Consider the following 12883-nt stretch of genomic DNA (forward strand, 5'->3'; position numbering starts at 1 on the left):
GGATCAGCGTTATTCGAAACATCAAACGGCTCCCGCATTGATGGCGATTGTGCCTCAATACAGCGGGCCTGCCGCAAGATCATTGACGCCGATCAAATCCGCGCGAGTCTTCGAGACGCGTCAGATGTCGATCGCAATCTTGCCGAAGTGCTTCTGATCCTGCTCGTGACGGAAGGCATCGGCCAGATCGGCAAGCGCAAAGCGGTCCGAGATCACCGGCTCGATCCCCGTAGCCTCGATCGCGGCGATCATGCGCAGCTGCATCGCGCGGCTGCCCACGGTCAGGCCCTGCAACCGCCCCATCTTGCGCATCAGTGCGGCGGTTTCGACCTCGCCCTTCTGTCCGGTGAGCACCCCAATGAGGTGGATGTGCCCGCCCGGACGGATCGCCTTGATCGCCTGATTGACCGTACCCGGCCCGCCGACCTCGACCACGTGATCGACACCTCCCGACCAGTCGAACGCCTCGTCGCCCCAGTCGTCATTGCTCTTGTAGTTGATCGTATGATCGGCACCCAACTCGCGCGCCCTCGCCAGCTTCTCGTCCGAGCTGGAGGTGATGATCACCCGCGCGCCCGCCGCCTTGGCGATCCTGAGCGCGAAGATCGAGACGCCGCCGGTGCCCTCCAGCAGCACGGTCTGCCCGGCCTGAAGATTGCCGTCCTCCATCAGCGCGCGCCAGGCGGTCAGCCCGGCGCACGGCAGACACGCCGCCTGCGCGAAGTCGAGATTGTCGGGCATCCGGGTGAAGGCACGCGCGGGCTTCACCACGGACTCGCAGGCGAACCCGTCGATCCCGTCGCCCGGCGTGGTCTCGAAACTGCCCATGGGTGGACGTCCATCCTGCCATTCGGGGAAGAAGACCGACATCACCCGGTCGCCGACCGCGAACTCCTCGACGCCCTCGCCAACCGCCTCGACCTCGCCCGCGCCATCGGACAGCGGAATGCGCCCGTCGTCGGTGGGGATCATCCCCGCGACGACCGCATAATCGTGGAAGTTGAGCGAAGAGGCGTGCAGCTTCACCCGCACCTCGCCCGGGCCGGGCTCGCCCGGAGCGTCGATGTCGACGACCTCGAGCGAGTCGAGACTGGCAGGATTGCGGACTTTGACGGCTTTCATATCGGGCTCCAGTGTCTGGAAAAATGGCGTGCTGATGAGTGGTTTCGCGTTCTTAGGCCGGGACCGGCAGCGGGTCCGTGACGCGGTCGAGCGTGGGATAATCGACGTACCCCTCGGCCCCGCCGCCGTAGAAGGTGTCTTCGTTGGCCTCTTCGTAGGGGCCGCCCGCTGCGATGCGGGCGGGCAGATCGGGGTTGGCGATGAACAGCCGGCCGAAGGCGATCGCGTCGGCATGGCCGTCGGCGACCCATTGCGCGGCTTCCTCGGTCGAGAATTCGCCATTGGCGACGAACACACCGTCGAACCGCTTGCGCATGTCCTTGACGATCGCGTTGCCCTCGTCCGATCCGCCACTGCCGGTATGGCCGTTGGGGCGCACGACGTGCAGATAGGCGAGCCCGCGCCCGGCGAGCTTGGCGGCGGCTGCGGGGTAGGTGTCTTCCGGCTTGGCATCGGACGAACCGCCCGGCCCGCCCATGGGCGACAGGCGCACGCCGACGCGGCCTGCGGGCAATACTTCGGTCACTGCGGCGACCACTTCGTCCAGCAGGCGCAGACGATTTTCGAGGCTCCCGCCGTACTCGTCCTCACGCCGGTTGGTGCTGCTGCGCAAGAACTGGTCGATCAGGTATCCGTTCGCCGCGTGCACCTCCACACCGTCGAACCCCGCGCGCGCCGCGCAGCGCGCGGCATGGCGGTAATCGTCGAGCAGGCGGGGAATCTCGCTCAGTTGGAGCGCGCGTGCCTCGGGGAAGGGCACGGTCGGGCCTTCGCTCAGCCGGTCGCCGACGAAGGCCTCGCCCTCGGGCGTCCACACGCTGGCGGAGACGGGCGCGCCGCCTTCGGGCTGGAACACCTGATGACTGATCGCGCCGACATGCCACAGCTGGCAGAAGATCCGTCCACCCGCATTATGCACCGCGTCGGTCACCAGCTTCCAGCTTTCGACCTGCTCGTCGGTAAAGATCCCCGGCGTCCAGGCATAGCCTTGCCCTTCGTGGCTGATCTGCGTGGCCTCGGAAACGATCAGGCCCGCGCCCGCCCGCTGCGCATAGTAGAGCGCGTGGAGCGGCGTCTGCTCGCAGTCGCCCGCCGTCGAGCGGCTGCGGGTGAGCGGGGCCATCCACACCCTGTTGGGCGTGGTGATATCCGCCATGTCGAGCGGGTCGAGCAGCGGTGCGAGGGTATCGGTCATGGAAAGCTCCGGGATAGCTGGCGCCGCGCAGGAATTGGCGGCTGTTCGCCAATCACAACGCGAGCGCAAAGCGGAGCGTTCCGGTCATCTTGCGCGAGAGCGCCGGGCGTATTCCAGGCTGATCCTCCCGCTTCAGGCCGGGCCGAGAATCTCCGCTCGGCAAGTGTCGCGGGACCTACCGCCCTCAATCGCGAAGCGCACCGTGCCGGAGGGCCCCTGCATCGCGACCACGCAGCGCGGCCGGGTCAGCGCCATCGGATTGAGCACCTGTCCCTGAACGACATAGCGCGCCAGATCGCTGTCGAATTGCGTGCCGATCCGTCGCGCCATTGCCGCGTGGATCCGCGCATCGGTCAGCTCTGCAGCGCCGCCCTCGTCGATCAGGTCGGCGATCGCCGCGTCGAGCGATGCGCCCCGCGCGCGGGCAAGCATGTCCCAGTGCCAGGCCAGCAGCGCGCCGCGCTGATAGGGCAGGCGCTGCGCCTCCTCGCTTTCGAAGATGCGCTCCGCCAGCTCGCCCGCAGGCAGCTCCCTCACGGGTGAGGAGAGGTACTCGTTCGCCAGATCGGACATGCCGGCGAGAAAGGCCTGCGTGTCGATCAGCCCGGCGGCGAGTTGCAGCTTCCACGCGAAGTACTCGGTCGCGCCTTCGGTGAACCACATGCGCTGCGCGTCGGTCGCTTCGTCGGTGGGCCCCATCCGGCGCGTGATCCATTCGTGCACGATCTCGTGCGCGATCGTGTGGCGCAGCCGCTCGGCATCGGCATTCTCGCTCGCCAGCAGCAGGAAGCTGCGATGCAGGCCGGTGCCCACGACCGCCGAACCCTGCGGCGGCGCGGGGATCGGGTTCACGGCGAAGAGGTAGGATGCGAAGGGCGCGTCGTCGAACCGCTTCGCCCCCTGGTCGAGCATTCCGGCCAGCACGCCGGACATTGCGTCCGCGTCCATCGCGAAGGAACCGCGAATGGCGCTGCGGACCGTGGTGTCCCCGGCCTGCCTCGTATCGAAGGCGAAGTCGCCGAGCGCGAGCACCGAATTCGCCAGATCGTCGAGAGCACAGCCGGTCGCGCAATCGCCGCGCGCAAAGCTGAAGGCCGCGCGCTGCGGGAGCGATTGCAGGTCGAGCGTCAGCGGCACGCCGCCCTGCGACCATGTGGGAAGGACAGTCTGGCCGAGGAGGAAGGCGTGGCTCTGTGCGGTCCGGGCCCGCATCCCGGGCAGCCGGTGGGTCTGCCAGTCGGGCTCCCCGTCGTAATCCTGCGCCACCGTATAGGCGATCCAGCCGCCGCCGGGAGCGACGCGGTAGGCCTCCCCCTCACCGGGCAGCCGTTCCAGCCCGCGAGTCGCGGTGTCTCTGCGCAATTGCGACAGGTCTTCTTCCGGCCCCCAGGATTCGGGAAAGGACAGCACCGATCCCGCCGCGGAAGCCGGCAGGTCGAGCCTTACCGTAACCGCCTCGAACCGGCCCGGCTGCGCGATGCCGAGCGAGAGCACGCCTAACTCCGCAGCGGCGCGGTCACTGGCATCGGGCTGAGGAGCAAGGGGAGCGCATGCAGCAAGCGCCAGAATGCCAAGAGCTGCCACCATCGCGCGAACCATCATCGTACCCCCCGATACGCCCGGCTATTCCCATTCGATCGTGCCGGGCGGCTTGCTCGTATAGTCGTAGACCACCCGGTTGATCCCGCGCACCTCGTTTACGATGCGCGTCGCCACGCGTCCGATGAACGCCCCGTCGAAGGGGTAGACGTCGGCGGTCATCCCGTCGGTGCTGGTCACGGCGCGCAGGGCGCACACGCTGTCGTAGGTGCGTCCGTCGCCCATCACGCCGACCGTCTTCACTGGCAGCAGCACCGCGAAGGCCTGCCAGATCGCATCGTAGAGGCCCGCATTGCGGATTTCCTCGAGATAGATCGCGTCCGCCTTGCGCAGGATGTCGCAGCGTTCCTTGGTCACTTCGCCCGGGATGCGGATCGCGAGGCCGGGTCCGGGGAACGGGTGGCGGCCGACGAACATGTCGGGCAGGCCCAGCTCACGGCCCAGATCGCGGACCTCGTCCTTGAACAGCTCGCGCAGCGGCTCGACCAGTTTCATGTTCATGCGTTCGGGCAGGCCGCCGACATTGTGGTGGCTCTTGATCGTGACCGAAGGCCCGCCGGTGAAGGAGACCGACTCGATCACGTCGGGATAGAGCGTGCCCTGCGCGAGGAAATCCGCGCCGCCGATCTTGTTCGCCTCTTCCTCGAACACATTGATGAACTCGCCGCCGATGAACTTGCGCTTCTTCTCGGGGTCGGTCTGGCCCGCGAGGCCCGCCATGAAGCGCTCCTCTGCGTCCACCACCACCAGCGGGATGTTGTAGTGGTCGCGGAACATGGTCTCGACCTGTTCGCGCTCGCCCATCCGCAGCAGACCGTGATCGACGAACACGCAGGTCAGCTGCTCGCCAATCGCTTCGTGGATCAGGATCGCGGCGACCGAGGAATCGACCCCGCCGCTGAGGCCACAAATGACCTTCGCATCGCCCACCTGCTCGCGGATTTCGGCGATCTTGGTCGCGCGGTATTCGGCCATCGTCCAGTCGCCCGACAGGCCGCAGACATGGCGCGCGAAATTGGCGAGCAGCTTCGCGCCATCCGGCGTGTGGAACACCTCGGGGTGGAACTGCGTGCCGTAATAGCGCCGCTCGTCATCGGCGATCAGCGCGAAGGGCGCCCCGTCGCTGGTGGCGACGATGCGGAAGCCCTCGGCGAACTGCGTCACCTTGTCGCCGTGGCTCATCCACACCTGGTGCCGCTCGCCGACGTTCCACAGGCCTTCGAACAATACGCAGGGCTCGGTCACGGTCAGGAAGGCGCGGCCGAATTCGCCGCCTTCGCCGGTTTCGTGCCCCGGCTTCACCTCGCCGCCCAGCTGGGTGGTCATCACCTGCTGGCCGTAACAGATGCCGAGAATCGGGAGCCCCGAGTCGAAGAGCACCTGCGGCGCGCGGGGCGAGCCTTCGTCGCACACGCTGGCGGGCGATCCGGACAGGATGATGCCCTTCGGCTTCATCCGCTCGAACGCCTCTTCGGCCTGGGTGAAAGGCGCAATCTCGGAATAGACGCCCGCTTCGCGCACGCGGCGCGCAATCAGCTGGGTCACCTGGCTGCCGAAATCGACGATAAGGATGGAATCGGGGAGATGGTCTGGCTGCATGGCCGCGCGGTAAGTGCTGCCCCGCCGCCTGTCCAGCGGGTGCCGTAGCGGTGCAGGTGAGGCTTTATACCGCGAGTTGCATCGGATCGAACCTGACGCCCTCCTCCCAAATTTCCGAAAGCCTGGCGCAAAAGCAATATTGATGCCCATACCGGGCCCGAAAATGACCTGAAGCCAGCCCATAGAGTTGGTTGCAAAAAACTGCACTGCCCTGCGTGTTTTCTCACTTTCATAAAGCAGGGCGTAAGATTATTTCCCTTCTCGAGCCGGCGGTGGATCGACCTCTCCCCCCCCTAAGATCCCCGCCGGCCAATTTTTCCTCCAGGCTGATGCGCCCCAAGCGGGCCTGCGTTGCCGGAGGGCGGTCCCTCTCTCTCCAAGGGGACCTCAAGGCCCGCGTGCTCCTCAGGGCGCGCGGGCCTTTTCGCGTGTGCGCTCGACATTGCGAAACGCGAGAGGCAGGGTTTCGCGCGGGAATGGAACAGGGGAGAATCGCAATGTCCAAGCCGCTTCTTGCAGGCGTGCCCGCCCTGCTGCTCGCCAGCGCGGCGCTGGCCCAGCCGTCCGGCGATGCGCGCCCGGTGATGGTGATTCTCGCGCACCCGGACGACGAGCTGCCGATGGCCCCCGCGCTCTCCGCCCTCGCCCGCGCCGAAGCCGACGTACGGCTGGTCTATGCGACCAGCGGCGATGCCGGGCCGGGCGTCTCTCAGCTGGAACCGGGCGAAGCGCTGGCCGCCGCGCGCGAGGATGAAGCGCGCTGCTCCGCCAAGGCGCTGGGCCTCGGTGCGCCGATGATGCTCGGCTATGGCGACGGAAAGCTGGCGGACGAGGCGCGCGGCAATCCCGATGGCGATGGCCTGATCGCCCGGCTCGCCAGCGAAATCGCGGCGGCCGATCCGGAGACGATCATCACCTGGGGGCCGGACGGCGGATATGGCCATGCCGACCACCGGCTGGTCAGCGCGTTTACCAGCCAGCTGGTCGAGGCGATGCCCACAGACAAGCGCCCCGCGCTGCTCTATTTCGGCATCCGGGCGGATCGGCAGGCACCGGTCGCGGAACTGGCCAACTGGGCGAAGACCGACCCCGCACTGCTTAGCGTGCGAATCGGCTATGACGAGACCGACCTGGCCGCTGCCGCCGCCGCAACCCAGTGCCACGCGACCCAGTTCGACGCCGCGAGTCGCGCCATGCTCGCCCCGGTATTCGATCAGGCAATCTGGCAGGGCGCGGTCGATTTCCGCCCCGCCTTCGCTTCGGGAGGCGGCTCCGCGGACTGAGCGCGCGTCAGCCGGTCAACACTCCACCACGTTGACCGCGAGCCCGCCCTGGCTGGTTTCCTTGTACTTGTTGCTCATGTCGAGCCCGGTCTGGCGCATCGTCTCGATAACCTGATCCAGCGTGACGAGGCTTTCCGCGCCCGTCCGGTGCAGTGCGAGGCGCGCGGCGTTGACCGCCTTGACCGCGCCGATCGCGTTGCGTTCGATGCACGGCACCTGCACCAGCCCGCCAACCGGATCGCAGGTCAGGCCGAGGTTGTGTTCCATCCCGATTTCCGCCGCGCTGGCGACTTGATGCGGGGTCGCACCCCATAGCGCGGCGAGGCCACCGGCGGCCATCGAGCACGCCACGCCGACCTCACCCTGACAGCCCATTTCCGCGCCCGAGATGCTCGCCCGCTGCTTGTACAGCAGGCCGACCGCACCTGCGGTCAGCAGGAACAGCCGTCGCTTCTCCGCACAGTCGGCATCATCGGCGGTCTTGCAATAGAAGCGGATCACCGCCGGGATGATTCCCGCCGCGCCATTGGTCGGCGCGGTCACCACGCGGCCTCCGGCGGCGTTCTCCTCGTTCACCGCCATCGCGTAGCAGTTGAGCCAGTCGAACAGCTGTTCGCGCTCGTTCGACAGGGGATTGCCGGAAAGCTTGTCCCACAGGTCGGGCGCGCGGCGCTGGACCTTGAGGCCGCCAGGCAGGATGCCGCGCTGGGTGAGCCCGCGATCGATGCACCCGTCCATCGCCTGCGCAATCCGGTCGAACCCAGCGACAGTTTGCTCGCGCGGGCGCATCGCGTCTTCATTGGCGAGGATCAGCTCGGCGACGGACAGGCCGTGCGCATCGCACAGCGCGAGCAGCTCCTGCGCCGAGCCGAACGGGTGCGGCACCTTCGCGCCCGCCTTCACCTGATCGTCCTTCGGCGGCTTCTTGAGCTGCGCCTGCGAGGCGACGAAACCGCCGCCGGTGGAGAAATAGGTGCCCTCGCGCAGCAGTTTGCCCGACGCATCGTAGGCGCGCAGGACCATGCCATTGGGGTGCAGATCGGGGATCACGTGGCCCGCCAGATCGATGTCTTTCGCCCGCTCGAAGCGGATCCGGCGATGGCCACCGTCAACCCCGCCGAGCGCGAGGCACTTGTCCGCATCGACCCCGCGCAGCGCGGCAGCCGCCTCGTCCGGGTCGGTCCGCTCGGGCCGGAAGCCCGCGAGGCCCAGAATGGTCGCATCGACCGTGCCGTGCCCGATCCCGGTCAGCGCGAGCGATCCCTGCAGTTCGACCGCCACCCGCTCGACCTGCGGCAATTCGCCTGCTTTTTCGAGAGCACGGACAAAGCGCCGGGCGATCCGCATCGGCCCGACCGTGTGCGAGGAGGACGGGCCGATCCCGATCCGGAAGATGTCGAGTACTGAGAGCATGCCCGTGCCGATGGGGCACGCCTTCCGCTACGTCAATCGCTCACCCTCCGCCGATTGAGCCGAGCATGAAGGCGAGCACCGCACCGATGGCGGTGGCTATACCGGCCCAGTAATCGTCTTCCCTGAAAGCCTGCGGGAAGACTTCGATCGCAAGGCTGGCGATCACCGCCCCTGCGGCAAAGCACCGGATTGCGCCCAGGTGCGTCTCGCTCGCGCCTTCGAGCAGCAGGTTGCCAGCGATCGCGGCGAGCGAAAGCAGCACGGCGGTGCCCGCCCACAGCGCAAAGATCTTGCCCCGCGACCGGCCGTCGCCGCGCATTTCCTTTGCGCCGCCCGCCGCCTCGGGCAGGTTGGAGAGCAGGATCGATCCGGCCAGCGCGGCGACCTCCATCGGCCCCGCACCGATCAGCGCGACGCCCAGCGCGAGGTTTTCAGGGATTCCGTCGAGGGTGATGGCAGCGAGCAACCCGCCGCCCGAGCCGCCGCCCCATTTTTCCTTCACCAGCCAGTCGGCCAGCGTGAACACACCCGCGCCTGCCAGCACGGCGAGCCCTGCAACCATCAGCGATCCGCGCTCTATCGAAGGCTGGATCAGTTCGCTGGTGACCGACAGCAGCAGCGCGCCCCCGGCCAGCGCGACCAGAAAGCCCTTGGTCTTCTTGTTCAGCGGCGCGTAGAGCCCCCAGGCCGCGCCCAGCAGCAGCGCGCCGGAGACGACTGCAACCACGATCAGTGTCATCATCATCGCTGCACTTACGGCTCTGTCCGGACAAAGTGCCCGTTCGGCACCGCCCACCTCGGGGAAAAGCCGTGTTTTTCCTTGCCGAAAGGTTTGGGAATCGGGCCATCAGCGCCTATATTCGCCCGATGGACGAGAACACGAAGAATGGCCGGAATACCGGCGAATATGGTGCGGATTCGATCAAGGTGCTCAAGGGCCTCGACGCGGTTCGCAAACGCCCCGGCATGTATATCGGCGATACCGACGACGGATCGGGCCTCCACCACATGGTGTTCGAGGTGTCGGACAACGCGATCGACGAAGCGCTGGCGGGCCATTGCGATCTCGTCCTGATCGAACTCAACCCCGACGGCAGCGTCTCGGTGGAAGACAACGGCCGCGGCATCCCGGTCGACATGCACAAGGGCGAAGGCGTCTCCGCCGCAGAGGTCATCATGACCCAGCTGCACGCGGGCGGCAAGTTCGAGAACACCAGCGACGACAATGCCTACAAGGTCTCGGGCGGGCTCCACGGCGTGGGCGTCTCGGTGGTCAACGCGCTGTCCGAATGGCTCGAACTGGTCATCTGGCGCGACGGCAAGGAGCATTGGATGCGCTTCGAGCATGGCGATGCGGTCGCCAGCCTCGAAGTGCGCGGCGATGCGCCGCCGGTCGATGCGAACGGCGACGAGAACGGCCTCAAGAAAGGCACGCGCGTCACCTTCAAGGCCAGCGAAGAGACGTTCAAGAACGTCACCGAGTTCGATTTCGAGAAGCTCGAGCACCGCTACCGCGAACTCGCCTTCCTGAACTCCGGCGTGCACATCAAACTGCGCGACCGCCGGGGCGAGGATGTGGCCGAGCATGACCTGTTCTACGAGGGCGGGATTGCCGCCTTCGTCAACTATCTCGACCGCAACAAGGAAGCGCTGATTCCCGAGCCTATTTCCGTTTCGGCGGAGAAGGACGGGATCGGCATCGACGTCGCGCTCGAATGGAACGATTCCTATTACGAGAACGTGCTCGCCTTCACCAACAACATCCCGCAGCGCGACGGGGGCACGCACCTGGCCGCGTTCCGCACCGCGCTGACCCGCACGCTCAACAACTACGCCGCGTCCTCGGGCCTGCTCAAGAAAGAGAAGGTCACACTTTCGGGCGAAGACATGCGCGAAGGGCTGACCGCGATCGTTTCGGTCAAGCTGCCCGATCCCAAGTTCAGCTCGCAGACCAAGGATAAGCTGGTTTCGTCAGAAGTCCGCTCGCCGTTGGAAAGCCTGATGGGCGACAAGATGACCGAGTGGCTGGAGGAAAACCCCAACCACGCCAAGACCATCATCCAGAAGATCGTCGATGCCGCCGCCGCCCGCGAAGCCGCACGGCGCGCGCGCGAAATGAGCCGCAAGGGCGCGATGAGCGTCGCGTCGCTGCCCGGCAAGCTCGCCGACTGCCAGGAACGCGATCCGAGCAAGTGCGAACTTTTCCTGGTCGAGGGTGACTCCGCCGGTGGTTCCGCCAAGCAGGGCCGCGACCGCAAGACACAGGCGATCCTGCCGCTGAAGGGCAAGATCCTGAACGTCGAGCGCGCGCGGTTCGACCGGATCATTTCGTCCAAGGAAGTCGGCACGCTGATCCAGGCGATGGGCACCGGCATCCGCGACGATTTCAACCTCGACAAGCTGCGCTACCACAAGATCGTCATCATGACCGACGCCGACGTCGACGGCGCGCATATCCGCACGCTGCTGCTGACCTTCTTCCACCGCCAGCTGCCCGAGATCGTGAGGAACGGCCACCTCTTCATCGCCCAGCCGCCGCTCTACAAGGTCGCGCGCGGGCGCAGCGAGGTCTACCTGAAGGACGAGCGCGCACTCGACCGCTACCTCGTCGCCGAGGGTCTGCAGGACCGCGTGCTCGACAGCCCTACCGGCGTGCGCGCGGGGGCGGACCTGTCCGCGCTCGTCGATCACGCGCTGCGAATGCGCAACCTGCTCGCCTACGCGCCGCGCAAGTACGACACCGCGATTGTCGAAACGCTCGCAATGGCGGGTGCGTTCGATCCGGAAAACCTCGCGGCGGGCGATGCGCTCGACCGCGCGGCAGCACGCCTCCAGATGGGCGACACCGAAGCCAAGTGGAGCGGCGAGCGTTCGCCCGATGGCGGGATCATGCTCAGCCGCCTGTGGCGCGGAGTGACCGACACGCACCTGATCGAGGAAAAATTCCTCGAAAGCGCCGAAGCGCGCAAGTTGCACAAGGTCGCCGCCGAAAACCTCGATGCCTACGAAAGCGCGGCAAAGTTGGTGAAGCCGAGCGCGGTCGAAGATTCTCCCGAACCCGACAGCGAGGATGACGGCGGCACGCCGGATCGCTCCGCTACCGTAGGCCAAGGCACGATCATTCGCCCGACCCAGCTGTTCGACGCAGTGATCGCGGCGGGGCGCAAGGGCCTGGCCGTGCAGCGCTACAAGGGTCTTGGCGAGATGAACGCGGAACAGCTGTGGGAAACCACGCTCGACCCGGACAACCGCGCGCTGTTGCAGGTGAAGATCGAGGATGCCGACGTGACCGACGAGATCTTCAGCCGCCTGATGGGCGACGTGGTCGAAACCCGGCGCGAGTTCATTCAGGACAATGCGCTGAACGTCGCTAATCTCGATATCTGACCAGCGTCAGACATCGGCTTCGCTTGGGGCCCTGAACGTCGCTAATCTGGACATCTGACCTGCGTCAGGCGGGTGCGCCCTCGCGCGCGCCCACCAGCAGGCCCCAGCCGCGCTGCTGCGGACGCACGCCGTTGAGCAGCCAAAGCGCCAGGGGGCTGCGGCGGACCAGCCGGTGCGCGGCATAGGGCAGCGCGAAAGCGCCCAGGCAGATCGCGATCCACGCCAGCAGTGGCGGAACCGCGGCGGTGATGCACACAATCACCAACCCGACCACCACCGGGTGGTGCAGCAGGTAGATCGTGAAAGAGGCGTCGACCATCCGGTCGACCCGCGCCGAAGGCTTGCTGAACAGGCGCAGCAAGAGTGCGAGGATGGTCTGCACGAGGCACACCGACGACAGCCCGTCGAACAGGATGTCGAGCGCCATCCCGATCGTCGAGCGATCCTCCCACAGGCCGACATGCAGCACCAGCGCGAGCAGCCCGATGAACGCCACCGCCGGATCGAACCGAGCGAAGCGATTCCACAGCGCGGGCGACCGCCGCATCGCGACACCCAGCGCAAAGAACGGCAGGAAGATCGCCAGCGATCGCAGATCCAGATATCCGCCTGCAAAGCTCAGATCGCTGTCCAGCACGTGCTCGGCGACGACCAGACCCAGCTCGTACACCGCCAGCCCCGCCGCCAGTGCGGTCACCGGCGGGGCGGCAAAGGCTCTTGCGCGGGCGACCAGCGGCCACACCGCCGCGAGCAGCGCGCACAGGATGAGCAGAGTGGGCAGGAACCACAGGTGCGCCAGCGGATGGGCCGCGGCAGCGGGGTCGACGATCCCGCGCGGCGCATATCGCAGGATCGCGGCCTGCAGCGGCAGGATGATCGCCATCCCGGTCAGCAGCGGCACGCCCAGACGCTCGGCCCGGCCCTTGAGCCACGCGCCGCGAGAGCGCCGCTCCAGCAGCATAGCGGCGAAGAACCCGGCGATCAGGAAGAACCCGGGCATGCGGAAATCGCTAAGCAGCGGCGGGACCAGCGCCAGCACCGGATCGCGCGATCCGCTCATCACCAGCCAGTGCCCGCCTGCGAAGGCAAGGCTCGCATGGAAGGGAATGCCCAGCAGCATGAACAGCGCACGCGCGGCGTCGAGGTGGTGGTAGCGCTGCGCGCCGGAGGGCGACCCGGGGTCCATGGATCGCCGTTGCACCGGACCCGGCGCAATGTCGCGCGCGCGAAATGCACCGTCTCCGGATAGGACGATGCGCGCGCCAATCCCTACCGCCCCCGCTCG

General features: G+C 66.9%; 9 protein-coding genes. 2 read left to right on the top strand and 7 right to left on the bottom strand.

The features are described 5' to 3' along the window. Nucleotides 1-120: 120 nt before the first annotated feature. The 4 genes from K7H93_RS05150 to guaA all read right to left on the bottom strand — a co-directional run bounded on the left by K7H93_RS05150 (nt 121) and on the right by guaA (nt 5515). Complete coding sequence (locus K7H93_RS05150) at nt 121-1122, bottom strand: zinc-dependent alcohol dehydrogenase family protein (protein ID WP_230782763.1); 1002 nt, start codon at nt 1120-1122, stop codon at nt 121-123. Nucleotides 1123-1174: 52 nt separating this feature from the next. After that, on the bottom strand, nt 1175-2317 hold the full coding sequence (locus K7H93_RS05155) for an alkene reductase (RefSeq protein ID WP_230782764.1): 1143 nt from the start codon (nt 2315-2317) through the stop codon (nt 1175-1177). A gap of 132 nt (nt 2318-2449) precedes the next feature. Beyond that, the gene (locus tag K7H93_RS05160) at nt 2450-3919 is read right to left on the bottom strand and encodes a M61 family metallopeptidase (RefSeq protein WP_230782765.1); all 1470 of its coding nucleotides are present in this window, start codon (nt 3917-3919) and stop codon (nt 2450-2452) included. Between the two features lie 21 nt (nt 3920-3940). After that, nucleotides 3941-5515 carry a glutamine-hydrolyzing GMP synthase gene (gene guaA / locus K7H93_RS05165; RefSeq protein WP_230782766.1) on the bottom strand — a complete coding sequence of 525 codons (1575 nt, stop codon included), beginning with the start codon at nt 5513-5515 and terminating at the stop codon, nt 3941-3943. Nucleotides 5516-6012: 497 nt separating this feature from the next. Here guaA and K7H93_RS05170 point away from each other — a divergent pair, with 497 nt between their 5' ends. Continuing rightward, complete coding sequence (locus K7H93_RS05170) at nt 6013-6798, top strand: PIG-L deacetylase family protein (RefSeq protein ID WP_230782767.1); 786 nt, start codon at nt 6013-6015, stop codon at nt 6796-6798. Between the two features lie 15 nt (nt 6799-6813). Here the strand turns inward: K7H93_RS05170 and K7H93_RS05175 are convergent, their stop codons facing one another. Both K7H93_RS05175 and K7H93_RS05180 read right to left on the bottom strand, forming a co-directional pair. Next, nucleotides 6814-8211, bottom strand: coding sequence for an L-serine ammonia-lyase (locus K7H93_RS05175; protein WP_230782768.1), 1398 nt, complete (start codon nt 8209-8211; stop codon nt 6814-6816). Between the two features lie 40 nt (nt 8212-8251). After that, entirely contained in the window at nt 8252-8956 is a 705-nt protein-coding gene (locus K7H93_RS05180) for a ZIP family metal transporter (protein ID WP_230782769.1), read from the bottom strand. 122 nt (nt 8957-9078) lie between these two features. Between K7H93_RS05180 and gyrB the strand changes: the two genes are divergently transcribed. Then, entirely contained in the window at nt 9079-11598 is a 2520-nt protein-coding gene (gene gyrB / locus K7H93_RS05185) for a DNA topoisomerase (ATP-hydrolyzing) subunit B (RefSeq protein WP_230782770.1), read from the top strand. A gap of 64 nt (nt 11599-11662) precedes the next feature. Here gyrB and K7H93_RS05190 read toward each other — a convergent pair whose 3' ends face one another. Beyond that, nucleotides 11663-12799: an acyltransferase family protein gene (locus K7H93_RS05190; RefSeq protein ID WP_230782771.1), complete on the bottom strand. Its 1137-nt coding sequence runs from the start codon at nt 12797-12799 to the stop codon at nt 11663-11665. Nucleotides 12800-12883: the final 84 nt, after the last annotated feature.

The sequence above is a fragment of the Citromicrobium bathyomarinum genome (assembly GCF_021021475.1).
Lineage (GTDB): Bacteria > Pseudomonadota > Alphaproteobacteria > Sphingomonadales > Sphingomonadaceae > Alteriqipengyuania > Alteriqipengyuania bathyomarina.